Raw genomic sequence first — 17,013 nt, 5'->3', positions numbered from 1 at the left:
GATGTAAGTAATCCCACACATTTAAGATGCGTTCATTATACATCAGTCATATAGAAAGAGAAGAATATTTTTAGACTAAAACGAATATTTAAGCATCGACACACAACACCCAATTTACTCACTTACCTAATCATCCATCAGCACGTTCTAATGATGCAATTTGATTTGAATCGTTGTAATGATTCAGCCAAAGCCTTTGAATCACCCGGAGCATTTTGATCCACCACTCCTTGCAGCGGAGCCGACATCCCAAGCACCGGCGAAAACCCTCGTGATATAATCGCTTGATAAAAATCACTCGCAGTTGTTTCGTTCACCGCCCCCGTCGGCATTATGATTCGGTTTTTATGACGCTCACGCACAAACGGTGCAAGCAAATCCGAAATACCCTTCGGCCCATGTGTACGAGCCGGGAAAATCTTGATCGCATCCGGAATCAAATCATCACCACGTTCAATGAAATAGCCTAACTCCGTTGGCGTGAAAACTGCTGGTGCCGCAAACACATCGTGTTCGTGCGCTATCCGAATAAACTCTTTTCCTTCGCCATACCCACCCATCACATTTCCCGGCGCAACAATCATGTTGAAGCCCATCTCGATCGCATCATCCAGCTCTGCTGGATTGATCACCGAACCCACCCCCAAGACAAAAGGCTTATCCACCGGCGCCTCCGCTTTGAGTTTCACCAACTCAGCCATGGCCTCGCGAATCATGCCATGGTCAATCCGGAATGTCAGCTCCGCCACATATCCTTGTTCATAAATCGCCACCATCGTATCCACAATATGCTGCGTTGTTTTCACATGCGATTGATTCAACACAATCACAATTCCACTCGCACGCAACGCTTTATCAACCACCTGACGTTCTGATTCTGTTGACACCATTTAAACCCTTCACGCTATCTTATGAATAGACGTTCTTTTGCAATCTTTATTATCTATCGTAGAGCACTTACGCCACCACCTGCTGCGGCACGCTTCACTTCTTTCTCGATCTGATCCTGTGTGACCATCGTCGTATCACCCGGCGTCGCTTGCACACAGATGCCGTGAGCTGCGCCCCACTGTACCGCCTCCGCAATTGAATTCCCTTGCATCAACGCTGCCGCCACACCCGACACAAATGAGTCACCGCCGCCTGTACGATCTGCGATTTCTACATTCTCGCGCACCGTCGCCAGGTGAATTTCATCGGCCACCGCATCGTATAGTACCGCTCCCCAGTTGATCCGATCTGCAGTGAGCGCCCCGCGCAACTGTGTACCAATCAACTTCAGATTGGGATATTTTCTCGCTACGTTTTTAAGCAGTTCCGTGTAAGCCTCAAGCCAAAACTCAAACGCATCGTCCTTTGAAACCTTCCGGCAAGTCTCCCCCAATGCATCTTCAAAATCAGATTGATTGCCTACCACAAAATCTGCCTGCTTCACCACGGCCATATTGATCTCACGGGCATGTTCCTTATTAGGCTCCACCTTCGCACGATAATTCAAATCATACGAACGAAATGTGCCGTGCTTGCCCGCCGCTGCCAATGCCTCAAGCGTGACCTCCGCTGAGGTCGGAGAAAGCAGCGCATAAATGCCGCCCGTATGGAACCACCGCACTCCAGAGGCAAACAATGACTCCCAATCGATATCCCCTAGCTCTAACTCACGGATAGGCGTATGAGCCCGGTAGTAATAGGTCACAGAAGGCAACACGCCACGGCCTTTCCATGTGAAGTTGATCCCGTTATGTAGTGATCCTTTTTGATCGGTTGAGAACTTGCCCTGCCCTTGCGTGTTAAACCAGATGATCTTGCTGGTGTCCACACCTGCTTCGCGCAGCTGGTTTTCTATGTTACGACCGATACCATCATCCACCAGTGCCGTCATCACAGAAGTCCGCATGCCAAAGCAATATGATAAACCTTCCGCAACATTTGTTTCACCGCCGCCGTGCCAGATCCGTGCCCCACGCGCCCGTTCTGTTGGTACATCTTCTGGATCGAGACGAAGCATGACCTCACCCAACGAAAGCGCATCCAGCTGGCACTCACCTGCTTGTTTGATTTGCATCATTACATCTTCCTATTAAATCCTGGACCAAACGATCAAACCTGATCTAGATCTATCTTGGATGAGATTACATCACATCACCGTATGATCAAGAAGTCAATCCGCCAACAAGTATAGCAATGCCAGCCAATGCCACGTAGACAAGATAAGCCCCATATACAAAAAACACTTGTTTTTATTTGTACAATCCTCGACCACCCCACACTTCAAGTGCAATTCCAGACATGCAATCTACCGCTCGGCACTCACTTCTTTCGCTGTATACGCTGATAATCTTCTGGTGTATTCACTTGGATCATCAGCCCCCAATCATGCGGCACGTCTACTTTTACCGCATCAATCTCCGCTAAAAATTGCTGCATCGATGACCGCCCATCGCGCAACATCTCTTCTGCACAGGCCGCCCCCACCGAATGATACAATCCCGGAAACGGCTGATATCGATCATCATAAAACACCACAGCCCCACCTTCCTTTAGTCTTCCTTCAACCAACCTCTTGATCCATCGATGATCCATCCCCACCACATCACACGACACCAGCATAAACCATCCTGATCCATGTACACGCTTCATGTCATTGGCTGCTGTTAACACACCCATCAACGGCCCACAATAGCCATCTTTATCATCTGCTATCGTTCGCAGTCCAAGATCTTCATACTTCCCCTTTTCCTCTGCAATCACCGTCGTACTTAAACAGTACGGCTTAAGCACTTCTTCAATCACTTTCAGTATCGGCTTCCCCTCGATAACCATCCGCGCCTTGTCCGAACCAAACCGTGATGACCGCCCACCTGCCAGAATATACAGTGGCAACTTTCCTTGCTCACTCATCTTTCACACCATCCCATCCCAAAAGCCAACGATCCAATACATAAATACCTAACCCAATTAAAAAACCCCACATTGTGCCATACATGATGATCGTGATCGCGGTGATTAGTACCAACAGTAGCTTTCGCCCAACCAAACAATCCTTGGCCGCCCTTGCCAACATCAATCCCGCAAAAACAAGACTCATTGCCAATATTGATACCGGATAGCTTTGAATGATCACCGCTAACGATGTCCCCAGCGCAACTGCCACCACAACCTTCAGCACGCCCAACATGATCACGCTCCCACCCGTCCGCGCACCAAACCGATACTGGGCCGCCAACCCACCCGACCCATGACACATCGGCATTCCCCCAAATGGAACAGCCACCAAATTCATCAAACTCACACTCATCCCCATTCGCCCCGGCTTAATCCCACGACCCGGAAAATAATCGCCACTTAGTGCACACACCGCCACCACCGAATTCAATAGCGTCAACGGCAATTGCGGCAACGCGCCCCGCGTTAAACCCGACCACCACTGTTCGCCCGTCGGCAACATCATATCAAACTTCGGCCACTGCCATGCATAACTCGCAAACAAGTTCCCATGATTCAAGAATGCAATCACAACCCCACCTGCAAACACCACCATCAACATCGGAAATCGCTTTGATCGTACCAATATAATCAATGCTGCCGCAATACCCGCTGTTACCCATCCATCTAACTGCCAGATAGACAACGGCCACATCCACGCAAATCCCTTCATCGCAAGCTTCAACCCCACCCCAAGCTGAATCCCACGCACGATTGGCTTTGGGATCTTTTTCGCAATCAAATCCACAGACCCCGATAGTGTCAACACCAACAAAAATGCGCCCATCAACATCCCCGCTGATGCGATCTCTCCCGCACTCAATCCTTCCGCAATGGCCACCGCCGCAATCGCCTTCATCGGCTGCACTGGAATCGGTTGCTTGAAATACAACCCCGTGAATACATTCATCAACCCCGCAAAAACAAACACCACCGCCAAATCCATCCCGCAAAATATCGACATCGCTACCGCTAGCGGCAAGAACGTCCCCATGTCCCCCAATGCCCCCGAAAACTCCTGCAGATTAAATCGATATGCAGGCCAACGCTCAGCTTTAGCCTCATTATGCGAAAGCGCTGTATTCTCTAGTACCTGGTGCAAGAATGAGGCTCCTCATCCAGTCCAAAACCGCAAGAATCATCTCGGCCATCATTCATCATCACGGTGGAACGTCCCCGACTTCCCGCCGGATTTTTCGAGCAAACGGATATTACTAATAGCCATTGTTTTATCAATAGCCTTACCCATATCGTAGACCGTGAGCGCCGCAATCGTCACCGCGGCTAGTGCTTCCATCTCAACGCCGGTTTTTGCTGTCGTGCTGGCTGTCGCAGTCAGATAAAACACATTCCCTCTGATTTCAATCTCCACACCAAGATGATCCAGCGGCAAAGGATGACACAGCGGTATCAGATTTGATGTTTGCTTCCCACCCATGATCCCCGCCAACCGTGCCACTTCAATCACATTCCCCTTCTTGACCGCCTCATCTTGCACCGCCTTGACCAATGCCGCACTCGCATGCACCTCTGCTGCTGCGACCGCGTGACGTTTGGTTTCCATCTTCTTCCCAACATCGACCATGCTCGCCCGCCCCTGATCATCAACATGTGATAGCTTTTCTGTCATACCACCATCCTATCGCCATTGATCCGCATTGTCGCGGGATACCAACCCCTACAACCTTAACCGCCACTAATCATCCCGATCAGCGCCACCTCATCCTGCTCATGTATCATCGCCGCATCATCCACATAGGCATGATTCACCGCAAATCGGCTACCTTGCATCAAACCTGCCAGCGCTGGGTACTGCTGCACCATCGCTGAACGTAGTCGCCCGCAAGCAACCACTTCGCCCGCCGCTTCAATATCAACGACAGCATGATCCGCACCAAGCACGTTCGCGTGCGGTCCAAACAACAGCACCTTCACCGTCATTCGCTTGCCTCATTCTGATCACGTTCAATCTGCTTCCAAGCCCACTGCCAAGCCGCCACTGTTCTCGGAAAGCCGACAGTGTTCATTGCTAGCAAAATCGTCTGCTCGATCTCTTCCACCGTCGCACCATGCTTCATCGCTCGGCGAACATGCGACCGAAACGCCGACTCAAGATTTGCCCCCATGCAAATCCCCATCTTCACCAGCGCAAGTGTCTTCGCATCCAGTGGCCCCTGCTTATCCACAGCCACCGCAACACGTTCATGCGCTTCGCCCAAGGCTGGAAATTTTTCAATAAACGCCTTGAATGTGGCCGGCAACTTCGACTCGCTCATAATTAGCCTCCAATACTCGTCATCACGTTTAATCCGATCGTCGGATGTTCCGGCGCTTTCACCGCCATACAATCATGCAGAATTGTATCAAACCGTACCGTATCAAACATCGGGTCAAACGCTGCCATCACCGAACCGCGCGGATTATCCATCAAGCAAGGATACACTGATCCATCTGATGTGATCCGAAGACGATTGCAATCCGCACAAAAATTGCAACTCATTGGCGTGATGAAACCCACCTGCCCTCGCAAACCATCTTCCAGAACAACATCAAACATCTCCGCTGAATCAGCACCTTGCGACCTTGGTAGCCATTCCTGTACCACCCTATCAAGCCGTATACGCATCTCTCCAGCCGATACATAAAGCTTCGTCCATTGCTCCGCCAACGGCCCCATCGGCATGAGTTCAATAAACCGGATCGGCACACCCTTCTCCGCTGCAAAACGAACCAACTCCGGCAACTCATCATCATTGTGACCACGCAACACGACCGTGTTCAGCTTGAGTGGTGACAGGCCGATCTCACTCGCGGTATCGATTCCTCGCAAAACATGATCAAGCCCGTCCACCCCCGTCATCTTTTTAAACATCTGTGCATTCAATGAATCGAGACTTACATTCACTCGGCTAAGCCCTGCGTGAACATAATCCTCTGCACATCTTGCAAGCGTTAATCCCCCCGTGGTCATCGCCAAATCCGTCACCGTCTCGATCTGGCTGATCCCGCTCATGATCTGTAAAAGCTGAGGGTGAGCGCTTGGCTCACCCCCAGTTAATCTCACTTTAGAAACACCATGCTGCGTCGAAAGATGCGACACCATCTGAATGATCTGTTCAGGGGTCAAACTACGCGCCGAAGCACACGGTTTGTAACCCACCGGCCGACAATACGTGCAGGCCATCGGACACTGCTGTGTAATCGACAATCTGAGATATCCGATTGATCGGCCGTGCTTGTCCTGCAAAACAGATGGACTCCTAAAGCGTCAACGCAACTTCAACATTCATCTTAGAAATTGTACACAAACTGCAGATACGCAAAATCAATGTCGTCACTGGTACCTGTGTCTTCAATAAACTGCCCAGCGAAGAAGTGGCTGTACCCAGCCTGAATCGTCGCATGGCGATCAATCGCATACTTCACGGTCAGATCGATCTCGCTGCCGACCTTCTTGGAAGTACCAGCACCACCAGCTCGAACCAATCCGCCGCCTGCATTGTACAATCCATCATTTTCATCGGCTCGCCAGAAATAATGATGAGCCGCAGAAACCTTCAGCTTCTTCGTGATCGGCACGCCAATCGACTGATGGAAATCAATGATGTTCTGTCGCCCGATGATATCAATGAATCCCAGATACTTATGCCCAAGCGGGAAAAGTTGGTTGAATGTCTGCACATCGCCGCCCGCACTGTCATCACCACTTGCAATATCCAAGCCCATCGCAACGCGCGGCGTATACGTCTTCACATCAAACTTGTAGCCCACTTCAGCTGCCAACATGTATGCTCGCACATCACCTGCGCCAACACGGCCAAACTGATATGCCCCTTCAAAATCATAATCAATCCCTGAGTCTCCGAGATTGCCGAAGAGTCGCGCTCCTAGCGTATGGCGTTCTTCTGCGCCAGTGGTGCCATTGAACGTAGCACTTGGCCGATCGTAGCCGAAGTAATATGCATTCCACTTGGCTCCCGTATTCTCAATTGCGCCCTTGGCAAACAGACCCCAGAACTTAATACTCTCTTCCTGATCAAACTGATACTTCTTTACCGGCACAAAGTGTGTGTAGAAAGCAGTCAAGTCTGCTGAATCTGTTTTCAAGTTTGCGGAAAAACCATCCCATTTGCGCTGCGTATTTGCCCACGGCAAAGGACTCACCAAGCGCTGGCTGCCAAACAGCAGGTGTTGCCGCCCGGTGCGGAGTGTCAGTTTGCCAATGTTTTCCAACGGGAGGATGACATCTACAAAAGCTTGCTGCAACGAACCTTGATTCACATCCAACCCCCGGTTCAGGCCTGGCAATTCACGATCATTCGAGAATGCACCAATCCCTTCCACAAACACCCGGACGTTTTCGCCCAAATGTAGATCGCCATGTAACAGGATGCGTGAAAGCACAAATGTATCGTCATTGTTCTTGTTAAAGCCGAAGTTATCCCAAGATTCGACCCGTGTTCGCAGTTGCCCGCCGATGGATAGCCAAACCGATTCATCATCGTTCAGCGGAATAAACTTAATCGGGTCAAACAGATCGCCGGTTGCTTGCGTATCGCGCCCTTTCAGGTCGTACCAGCTTTCATTCTGTGGCAAAACCGGATTCAACTTCGGCCGCGCAAATGCTTCTGATTCAGTCTCCTGCGCCATCAACGAGACATCTGAGTTAACCAGCAGCATGCCTGCTGCCATAAGAACGGATAGTGAACGTAACATGATCTAGCTCCTGATCCCTAACGGGTCTTGCTTTGCAACTCATCCATTAAAATTGGGTCGTTGCCTGATAGTGTTCCATAACTTCAAGTTGATCCGGTGGCATGAACTCCTGCCGGATGATTTGTTCTAGTTTTCCAGCCAATATTTCGCATGGCACTTGCGATATGACCAATTCATTATGCAAACGATGGTGCACTGAATCTTCCCGTGGCATGTAGATGTCCACAGCATCCACTTGTGTACCGTCCGCCATTGTTCGCTTACGACCAACCAATCCGATATCTGCAAGTTGATGCCTTGCACAACCCGCATTACACCCTGACCACCGGATATTCACCTCCGGCATCTCCGGCAAGCGATTCTGCAATTCATCCGACACGCGCTTTGCCCAATAGCTCGTGTCAATCATCGACAGATGACAATCCGGCAAACCGACACAAGCACGCGTACCAGCGTGAGCTGCATGAGGCTGCCAATCAAATGTGCGACAGATTGGATGTGTTATTGCAGCTTCAACTTTTGCACCGCTAATACCCGGCACCACGATATTTTGATCTGGTGTCAGCCGTAGCTCGCTACGACCAAATTCATCTACAAAACAAGCTATTTTCTCTGCATCATCTACACGCAACTTCGCACCGGGAACATACAAACCCATCGCGATTTCTTCCCGAGACGGGTGAGGTATAAGCCCAAGCGTTTTGCACCGGTCCTCCGATTGCTGCGTAATACCAGCTTGATAGAGCGGCACAGTCAACATCGCTACAAGCTGCTCGCGAATCTCGGACAAACCAACTTCTTCCGCCCAATGACTAATCCTACATTCACCGCGTACATCTCGTGAACCGTGATCTCGATATAGCATCAACAATGCCCAGACCACTTTATCCGCAACTGATGGCGAAACAAAAATATCCAGCGGCCGTGCTTGATAACACGCTGTTCCTGTTGCTTGCCCGCCAATATAAAAATTAAAACCTCGTATATCTGCTGAATCGATATCCTTCACCGCAGGCAACAACACGATGTCCTGATACATGGCATGTTGACATTGATACAAGCAACCGGTGATGATCGTATTAACCTTACGTGGCAGATTTCTCAGTTCATCTGTTTTAACAATACGATCGTTTAGCCGTTCAATGACTGGCGTAGGATCAAGATATTCATGCTCACTGATGCCCGTCAATGGGCATGTCACGATGTTCCGCACACTGTCCATAAGCGTACTGTGCCCGAGTAATCCGGCATCGCACAACTTAGTTGTGATCGCTTGAAGGTCATACCATTGAAACCCGCGCACCTGAATTTGACTACGCATCGTAAGGTGTAGTTCACCTTGACCATATTCTTCAGCAACAGCCGCCAATGCGCGAAGCTGGTTAGTATCCATTTGTCCGAGCGGGATACGGACACGGATCATAAATGTTTTTGATTTTCGTTTGTAAGCAATGCCAAAAACTTTGAGACATTCGAGTGTGCGATCATCTACTTCATCAAACGGTTTCGCAAACAGCGATCCGAGTTCTGCTTCAAGCGCCTTGAAGTTAACCTCTAATTTTAAAGCTTCAAACCGATTCATGATCCGACTCACTGACTTAACGGCACCCCATCCTTGTGAGCAATACGCACGAGCCGCACACCCTCATCCTGCGGCATCAGCGTGTCCCACCATTCCATTCCCTCAAACACATAACGAAGCTGGACCGCACGGGCTTGTCGCTGCAATACAAGCAACCTCGCCTCATCCAAACCCACCGGGCTTGGATCGACAAATGACCGACTCATGTATCGCGGCACGGCAGATAAGAACGTTGCACACTGCCCAATATCTGAAAACAAACAATCTACCGTCTGCATGTCTAAAAGCTGATCTTGAAGCTCGGGTAAACCGATTACCTGCGTCGATGATGTATCACCAACTTGCTCGTCTTCAATCGGTTTGGTGGTCTGCATGTTCGCCACAGCGGTAGATTCAGCGGTGGGCTGATCATGATCAATCTTCCCACCGGGGATCACGCTGCCGATGAACTGTTCCAGCATTTGCCTGCGAGATTGGAGCTTCGGTCTACTCATCTTTCAACAACTCCTTCACCGCCTCGCTAGCCTGACTTGCCTTAAACGGGAACGGCGACTCGCTTGCATTCAATCTTTGATTCAGTGCAGCTGATTGCGCATGACATTGATTGCAGTTTTGCCGGTATGGGTGGCTGCTTCGAATGCCTTCCTTCCCTGAAGGCCCGTGACAACTGGTGCAGTTTTCGCGCATCATGGTGGCGTGTGGAATCGTCGGCGGCGCGCCTCTCCATGCGCGCGTGCCTTCACTCGGCGAAGCCATGCCCACAAAATGGCTTTCTGATAGCGATGCCTGCTCACGCAATACCAACGTGCGGTTGGATGACTCCACGTGACACTGCGTGCAGTTGGTCAGGAACTTGTGACTCAGCTTCGGCGCGACCACGCTGCCGAGCTTCATGCCTTCACCATGACACGACATACAGCTTTCAGGACGGCGTTGATCAATCTGATGTGGAATCACCGGCGGCGCCCCGCTATAGGCCCGCCGATCTGATCTTGCCGCAATTGCCGCTAGTTTCACAGGCTCAGAAGCCTTCGGCACATCAACCAGCATATCCACTGGCCGCACGGCTTGTCCCTGAACTTCCGTTCGGTACAACTGCAATCGATCAAGCATCCCATCGCCCAGCATCTCATACCGCGGGGCATCCGGATACTGATTCTGCGCAACATCATCCGACCCACCCACATCATGCGACCCGCTCACTCCATGCAGAGGTTGATTCGCCGGCCCATCATCGTCTTGAATCCCGACGACAAAACCAGCCACCGCAATCACAAGACAACTCACCAAAATCACTTGCCCCACGCGTCCAAGGCTTAGCTGCGGCGGCGCATCATGTTGATCATCTAAAGGCGATTGATTCTCTGCCACGGCTACATCCCCTTCTTACTGCGTGATGGCAGGATACGCACCGAACACTTCTTATAGTCCGGCTGCTTCGAGAACGGGTCGTGTGCATCAAGCGTCACATCATTGATCTGATTCAACTCATCAAAGAACGGCACGAACACCGTTCCACGTGGTGGCTTGCCGCGACCATCAATCCATACCGGCAAATCAACTTCACCTCGCCGTGATTGCACCGTCACAATGTCGCCTTGCCCTACGCCAATCGCGGCAGCATCCGAAGCATTCATCTCTACATAAGCATGCGGCATCGCCTGTGCCAACTGTGGTACACGCCGCGTCATCGTCCCTGTATGCCAATGCTCAATCACACGCCCCGTGCACAGCCAGAACGGGAACTCTTTGTCCGGCATCTCTGGTGGGTCGGCATACGGACGGAACCAAACCTGCGCTTTGTCATCTTTCGTTGTTGAGTGATAGAACTGGAACCCCGCGCCTTCTTTAACATACGTGTCCGCACCTTCGACGAATCGCCAGCGCGTTTCCTTCCACTTGCCGTTCTTATCCTGAACCACTGGCCAGCGCATCCCGCGAGTCTTCACCAATTCATCATACGGCGCCACATCCTTATGCTTCAGGAACGTAAATTGCCTGTATTCCGTGTAGATTTCGCGGTCCACGTTAATATCGTAGTAGTGTTCCCACTCCCATACCGGCACCTCTTTACCATCAGCATCATTCACACGGAAGATGAATTCACCATCTTTATCCTTCATGCCCGGATGCCCGAGTTCCATCAAACGCCGCGCAATCGCGATCGTAATCCAGCAGTCATCCCGCGCTTCGCCCGGAGGGTTCACTTGTTTGAACCATTGCTGGGTACGTCGTTCGCTGTTGCCATACACGCCGTTCTTCTCAACCCACATCGACGCAGGCAGAACCAAATCGGCCAACTCGGTCGTCGCCGTCGGATAAACTTCCGCCACGATCAGGAACTTGTTGTCCAGCGCCTTCTTGGCTTTGAATAGTTTGTTCGTGTTCGGCAGTGACTGGCCGGGGTTGGTGACTTGCACGAACATGCAGTCGATGTCGCCGCCTTTATCTGATGCAGTGCAGAACTGATCGAACATCTTCACCGTGTGATAGCCCGGCTTGGGATTGATTCTTCCCGCGGGCAGGTTCCACATCTTTTCGCATTGATCACGATGTTCTTTCTTCTTCACGATGCGACCACCCGGCAGAGCGTGTGCAAGCGTGCCGACTTCACGCACCGTACCACAAGCGGATGGTTGACCCGTGAGTGATTGCGGACCATCGCCCGGCTTGCCCCAGTGACCAGAAATCAAATGCGCGCCGTGAACAAGATTGTTAATCGCCGTCCCTGCGGTGTGCTGGTTCATACCCATGCACCAAAGGCTGACGATCTTCAGCTTCGGATCCGCGAACATGTCGCCGAGGATGCGCAGGTTACTCGCAGACACGCCGCTAATTTGCTCGACATACTCCGGCGTGTACTTGTCATTTTCTTTCACGAATTCTTCGAACGTCATCGCCGCGCCGAACAATCCCTTCGGATCGCTATCCTTACGGAAATTGCAGTGTTTTTCGACGAAATCCTTGTCATACCGGCCGGAAGAAATCAGTTGCTGCATGATGCAGTTCGCGATCGCCAGGTCGGTGTGCGGATTCATCGTCATGACATAATCCGACTGCTCGCTGGTGCGTGTGATCCGCGTGCCGATATCAACAATCGTCACTTTTTCGCCTTTGGATCGGCGATCAATAATGCGGCTAAACAAAACCGGGTGCATCTCCGCAGGATTGTTGCCCCACATGATCACCACATCCGCATGGTCAAGGTCGTCGTAACACGACGCGGGTTCATCAACACCGTACGTGCTGAGGAAACCGGTCACCGCAGAGGCCATGCACAAGCGCGCGTTCGGGTCGATGTGATTATTGGCGAGTCCACCCTTCATGAATTTCTGAGCAAGATAACCTTCGGGGATCGTCCATTGACCTGAACCGTAAAATGCAAATTTCTCCGGCGCCTTCATGATCTCTTTGGCAGCAACATCAATTGCCTTTTCCCACGTGATCGGCTCAAGCTTGTCTGTAACATTGTTCCGAAGCATCGGTGTGGTCAGGCGATCTTCACCATAAAGGATTGATCCGACGTGATAGCCTTTCACGCACAAAAGCCCTTTGTTTACCGCAGCTTTTTGATCTCCTGCGATAGCGACGACTTTGTCGTTTTCAACGCCAACCATCACGTGGCAACCAGTTCCGCAGAAGCGACAAGGCGCCTTGTCCCAAGTCACACCCGGAATATTCGGCGGCCCATCGACCACCGGCAAACTGACCGTGTTGGATGCCTTCAGAGATGTCGTATGCGCCGCAACCGATGCGCTTGCTGCGCTCATCGCTGCTGCCTTCATGAATTCGCGTCGACCCAGTGACATAAACCGTACCTCCGTGATCTGCTGACTCATGCCATGTCAGCCGACAAAGATGGGCTATCTTTAAGATAGACCGCGTCTTCGTCATCATCAAAATGAATGAAAACAACATCGATATGCGCTAGCCCCGCCAGCGACGACAACCATTGATGCTTCGCTTTATCCTGAAACTTATCTTCAGTTTCCAGCACCACCGCGAGATGCACCCCCTGGTGCAACCCGAGCGTAAAAGCATCATCACATGCGATCGCTTCCTTCAGGTTGACTGCCACCTTCGGGTCGTCGCTAATCGTTAAATTCAGGCCGCTCACAGGCATGAGCAAAGCTCCTCGTGTTCGAATTGCCCGCAGGGTAGCACAGCAACAATCCTAAATCAAGAATAGCTGATCTTTAATTCTTGATATGTTTTCACTTTTCAGATAACCTGCTTCTGAAGGTTTGCTGCGAGGACCAAAACGTGAGTGAGATGCCACAAGATCGACACAAAAAAATTAATGTAAACTTTTCTAAAAGAATGATTTACACATTTTCCTGCTGCCTGCTCGCCGCGGGCTTGCTGGTCATCCCCGGCTACGCCGCGATTAAAAAGGCCGTCAGCCCCACATCTCCCGTTGTGGATAACTCTAAGGCAGATGCCCCACCCAAACACCCGGTCACCATCCGCAAACCCGCCGGCCCGCCCACCGTCGCCACAGACCAACTCGACTACCACGGCCGCCCCGTCACCGCCAACTGCACCACCTGTCACGCCACCCGCGAGCCCAACACCACACTCAACGACCCCGCCCTTCTTAAAGACTTCCATCAAGGCCTCACCCTCAACCACGGCAACCTATCCTGCATGTCCTGCCACAACCCCAACGACTACGACACGCTCAAAAAAGCCGACGGCCAAGCCATCTCTCACACCAACGTCATGCAACTCTGCGGCCAGTGCCACGGACCACAATCCCGCGACTACGCCAACGGCTCCCACGGCGGCATGCAAGGCTACTGGGATCTTTCCAAAGGCCCACGCACCCGCAACAACTGCATCGACTGCCACTCACCACACACCCCCGCCTTCCCTAAATTCAAGCCTGTGTTCCCACCCGATCGCTCAAGGCTGAACCCTTCATCTTCAAAAGCGACCAGCCACGCGGAGGACGCATCCCATGAGTGAACCCGCCAAACATTCATTGCCTGTTCTGAATAACGGCGTTACCCGCCGCACCATGCTCAAAGGCGCCGGCGCAACACTCGGCGCAGCCGCATTCGCTGCCGCCATCGCGCCCATCACTCAATGGGCCAAAGAAACATCCGTCGACGAATTTTTGCAACAGCACTACAAAGAACTCGACGGCGATGATCTTGATCGTGTCATCAAACGACTCGAAGCCGAAGCCAAACAAAACTACGGCGCAGATGTCACCATCAATGACTACCGCCCCGCACCCAACACTCAGTTTGCCTACGCACTGAACCTCAGCATCTGCATCGGTTGCCGCCGCTGCGCAGAAGCCTGCCACCACGAAAACAATCACGACCGCGCCACCAGCAACAGCTACATCCGCGTCCTCGAAATGGACAAAGGCAGCATGAACCTCGAGCACGGCAAGGTCGACTACGATCACCCCGTGCCGGCCGACGACAAATTCTACATGCCCGTGCAATGCCAGCAATGCGAGAACGCGCCCTGCGTCAACGTCTGCCCCGTCGAAGCCACCTGGCAAGAAGAGGATGGCATCGTCGTCGTCGACTACAACTGGTGCATTGGCTGCCGGTACTGCGAAGCGGCCTGCCCCTACCATGCCCGACGTTTTAACTGGAAAAAGCCTGAAATCCCCACCGCAGAAGTCAATCCCGACCAGGGCTACCTCAGCAATCGCATCCGCCCGCAAGGCGTCGTCGAGAAGTGTACCTTCTGCCTACACCGCACCCGCCAAGGCAAGCTCCCCGCCTGCCTCGAAGCCTGCCCCACCGGCGCCCGCGTCTTCGGAAACGTCCTCGACCCCGAATCTGAAATCCGTTACGTGCTCGACAACAAGCGCGTCTTTGTCCTCAAAGAAGAGCTCGGCACCAAGCCCCGCTTCTTCTACTTCTTCGATGAGTAAACATTGTTTTCCATGAAAGAGACAGATTCATGAACAATGCGCCTGATGTCGCTTTGAATCAATCATCAAACCATCTCACCAGCTACCCGCGGTTCATCATCCGCTCACTCGCGCTGGCCACCGATGGCAGTTGGCTGTTTTATGCGTGGATGACATTGCTTACCGCCGTCTCATTGGTCGGTGTACACTCGTGGGCAGTCCAGGTCCGTGATGGCATGGTCGTCACCAACATGACCGATCAAGTGAGCTGGGGTTTGTACATCGCCAACTTCACCTTCATGGTTGGCGTCGCCGCCGGTGCGGTCATGATGGTCATCCCCGCCTACCTCTATAAAGACAAAGAAATGCACGACGTGGTGATCATCGGCGAGATCCTCGCAGTTTCAGCCATGATCATGTGCCTGCTCTTCGTCACCGTCGACCTTGGCAGACCCGATCGCTTCTGGCATATGATGCCCGGCATCGGCCGCTTCCACTGGCCCATCTCCATGCTCACTTGGGACGTCATCGCCCTCAACGGCTACCTTCTGCTCAACCTGCATATCTGCGGCTACCTCCTCTACATCAGATTCCTCGGCAAAAAACCAAACCCGCGATGGTATGTCCCCTTCGTCTACCTCTCCATCTTCTGGGCGATCAGCATCCACACCGTCACCGCCTTCCTCTACTGCGGACTCGGCGGCCGCCCGTTCTGGAACACCGCCCTACTCGCTCCACGATTCCTCGCCTCCGCATTTGTCGCGGGACCAGCGTTTCTTATTCTCGCCATGCAAATCATTCGTCGTACCAATCGCTTCCACATCAGCGACCATCCCATGCGCATCCTCATCGGTATCATCCGCATCGCCATCCTCATCAGCCTGCTCATGGTTATCTCCGAAATCTTCACGGAGTTCTACACCGGCGGCGCCCACATCTCCGCCGCACAATATCTCTACTTCGGACTACATGGCCACAACGCGCTCGTTCCTTGGATCTGGACATCAATCGCCTGCACAATCATCGCGGCGATCATCTTCCTCAAGCCCAACATCCTTCACCACAAATGGGCGCTCGACATTGCCTGCATCCTCGCATTTGTTGGCCTGTGGATCGAGAAAGGGATGGGCCTGATCGTTCCCGGCTTCATCCCCTCTACACTCCACGAGATCGTCGAATATTTACCCAGCCTAACAGAATGGAAGATTACAGCCGGTATTTGGGCATTCGGACTCATGGTCTTTACCATCGGCCTGAAAATTGCCATCCCCATCCTCACCAATCAACAAACCATCACCAAAAATCAGATAACATATGAAGATCAAGTTCAGACCACTCCCTGAGCTATTCAACGGAGTAACATGACACCATGATCAAATATGGCAAAACCACACAGCACGCCATCGCAGCCGTTTCGCGTTTGGCAGAAGTTTATGACGGCGGTCACACACGCCTAAGTTCCAGTGAAATCGCAAAATCGCGCAACCTCTCTCAAACCATCGTCGCCAAAGTACTGACGATCCTCTCGCAAGCTGGCATCGTTGACGGTGCCCCGGGACCCGGCGGCGGATACTCCCTCTCTCGCCCACCTAAAGAAATTTCCTTCTTCGACATCTCTGAACAATTCGATCGGCTCGATTCTGAAATCGCTTGCCCCTTCGGTCCCGGTTGGTGCGGCAACAACGATCCCTGCCCCATGCACGATCAACTCTCCGCCATGCAGGCCTATCTCAAAAATCAAATGGCCACCATGAACTTCGACTCATTTGCGAATAAGAAAAAAGGCTGAAGCAGCAATCACGATCCCATCGTCACCGCAACATCAGCCAAGCCATCGGCAAAATGTCTTTTC

18 protein-coding genes are annotated in these 17,013 nt (G+C 52.0%); 4 read left to right on the top strand and 14 right to left on the bottom strand.

Annotated elements, in window-relative coordinates; genetic code table 11:
- Positions 1–137: 137 nt before the first annotated feature.
- The 14 genes from ACQ6WK_RS04410 to ACQ6WK_RS04345 form a co-directional block, all read right to left on the bottom strand.
- Complete coding sequence (locus tag ACQ6WK_RS04410) at positions 138–890, bottom strand: hypothetical protein (protein ID WP_432799533.1); 753 nt, start codon at positions 888–890, stop codon at positions 138–140.
- 53 nt (positions 891–943) lie between these two features.
- Positions 944–2,068 carry a sugar kinase gene (locus tag ACQ6WK_RS04405; RefSeq protein WP_432799532.1) on the bottom strand — a complete coding sequence of 375 codons (1,125 nt, stop codon included), beginning with the start codon at positions 2,066–2,068 and terminating at the stop codon, positions 944–946.
- A gap of 242 nt (positions 2,069–2,310) precedes the next feature.
- Positions 2,311–2,901, bottom strand: coding sequence for a molybdenum cofactor guanylyltransferase (gene mobA, locus ACQ6WK_RS04400; protein ID WP_432799531.1), 591 nt, complete (start codon positions 2,899–2,901; stop codon positions 2,311–2,313).
- Entirely contained in the window at positions 2,894–4,087 is a 1,194-nt protein-coding gene (locus tag ACQ6WK_RS04395) for a putative sulfate/molybdate transporter (protein WP_432799530.1), read from the bottom strand. The genes mobA and ACQ6WK_RS04395 overlap by 8 nt, the downstream gene beginning before the upstream one ends.
- Before the next feature lie 48 nt (positions 4,088–4,135).
- Positions 4,136–4,615 (bottom strand): cyclic pyranopterin monophosphate synthase MoaC, encoded by a 480-nt coding sequence (moaC, locus tag ACQ6WK_RS04390; protein WP_432799529.1) that lies wholly within the window; start codon positions 4,613–4,615, stop codon positions 4,136–4,138.
- Positions 4,616–4,671: 56 nt separating this feature from the next.
- A complete protein-coding gene (locus tag ACQ6WK_RS04385) occupies positions 4,672–4,926 on the bottom strand; it encodes a MoaD/ThiS family protein (RefSeq protein ID WP_432799528.1) in 255 nt (84 codons plus the stop codon).
- Complete coding sequence (locus ACQ6WK_RS04380) at positions 4,923–5,261, bottom strand: carboxymuconolactone decarboxylase family protein (protein ID WP_432799527.1); 339 nt, start codon at positions 5,259–5,261, stop codon at positions 4,923–4,925. The genes ACQ6WK_RS04385 and ACQ6WK_RS04380 overlap by 4 nt, the downstream gene beginning before the upstream one ends.
- A 2-nt stretch (positions 5,262–5,263) precedes the next feature.
- Positions 5,264–6,232, bottom strand: a complete 969-nt coding sequence (gene moaA, locus ACQ6WK_RS04375; RefSeq protein WP_432799526.1) for a GTP 3',8-cyclase MoaA — start codon at positions 6,230–6,232, stop codon at positions 5,264–5,266.
- A gap of 44 nt (positions 6,233–6,276) precedes the next feature.
- Entirely contained in the window at positions 6,277–7,701 is a 1,425-nt protein-coding gene (locus ACQ6WK_RS04370; protein WP_432799525.1) for an alginate export family protein, read from the bottom strand.
- Between the two features lie 46 nt (positions 7,702–7,747).
- On the bottom strand, positions 7,748–9,283 hold the full coding sequence (locus tag ACQ6WK_RS04365; protein WP_432799524.1) for a hypothetical protein: 1,536 nt from the start codon (positions 9,281–9,283) through the stop codon (positions 7,748–7,750).
- 8 nt (positions 9,284–9,291) lie between these two features.
- Positions 9,292–9,777 carry a hypothetical protein gene (locus tag ACQ6WK_RS04360; RefSeq protein WP_432799523.1) on the bottom strand — a complete coding sequence of 162 codons (486 nt, stop codon included), beginning with the start codon at positions 9,775–9,777 and terminating at the stop codon, positions 9,292–9,294.
- Complete coding sequence (locus ACQ6WK_RS04355) at positions 9,770–10,654, bottom strand: nitrate reductase cytochrome c-type subunit (RefSeq protein ID WP_432799522.1); 885 nt, start codon at positions 10,652–10,654, stop codon at positions 9,770–9,772. The genes ACQ6WK_RS04360 and ACQ6WK_RS04355 overlap by 8 nt, the downstream gene beginning before the upstream one ends.
- 2 nt (positions 10,655–10,656) lie before the next feature.
- Entirely contained in the window at positions 10,657–13,122 is a 2,466-nt protein-coding gene (locus ACQ6WK_RS04350) for a molybdopterin-dependent oxidoreductase (protein WP_432799521.1), read from the bottom strand.
- Positions 13,119–13,406 (bottom strand): hypothetical protein, encoded by a 288-nt coding sequence (locus ACQ6WK_RS04345; RefSeq protein WP_432799520.1) that lies wholly within the window; start codon positions 13,404–13,406, stop codon positions 13,119–13,121. Before ACQ6WK_RS04345 ends, ACQ6WK_RS04350 begins: the two co-directional genes overlap by 4 nt.
- 149 nt (positions 13,407–13,555) lie before the next feature.
- On the opposite strand from ACQ6WK_RS04345, the gene ACQ6WK_RS04340 reads away from it, so the two are divergent.
- Genes ACQ6WK_RS04340 through ACQ6WK_RS04325 form a run of 4 tightly spaced genes read left to right on the top strand, consistent with a single transcriptional unit; the run spans position 13,556 to position 16,950 of the window.
- Positions 13,556–14,251 carry a hypothetical protein gene (locus ACQ6WK_RS04340; protein WP_432800373.1) on the top strand — a complete coding sequence of 232 codons (696 nt, stop codon included), beginning with the start codon at positions 13,556–13,558 and terminating at the stop codon, positions 14,249–14,251.
- Positions 14,244–15,182: a 4Fe-4S dicluster domain-containing protein gene (locus tag ACQ6WK_RS04335; protein WP_432799519.1), complete on the top strand. Its 939-nt coding sequence runs from the start codon at positions 14,244–14,246 to the stop codon at positions 15,180–15,182. The genes ACQ6WK_RS04340 and ACQ6WK_RS04335 overlap by 8 nt, the downstream gene beginning before the upstream one ends.
- A gap of 29 nt (positions 15,183–15,211) precedes the next feature.
- Positions 15,212–16,504: a sulfate reduction electron transfer complex DsrMKJOP subunit DsrP gene (gene dsrP, locus ACQ6WK_RS04330; protein WP_432799518.1), complete on the top strand. Its 1,293-nt coding sequence runs from the start codon at positions 15,212–15,214 to the stop codon at positions 16,502–16,504.
- A 26-nt stretch (positions 16,505–16,530) separates the two neighbouring features.
- A complete protein-coding gene (locus ACQ6WK_RS04325; protein ID WP_432799517.1) occupies positions 16,531–16,950 on the top strand; it encodes an RrF2 family transcriptional regulator in 420 nt (139 codons plus the stop codon).
- The last annotated feature ends 63 nt before the right edge of the window (positions 16,951–17,013 follow it).

This window comes from Poriferisphaera sp. WC338 (assembly GCF_050931845.1).
Lineage (GTDB): Bacteria > Planctomycetota > Phycisphaerae > Phycisphaerales > Phycisphaeraceae > Poriferisphaera.
The sequence above is the reverse complement of the archived record's forward strand: the minus strand, read 5'-3'. Positions and strand labels throughout refer to the sequence as shown.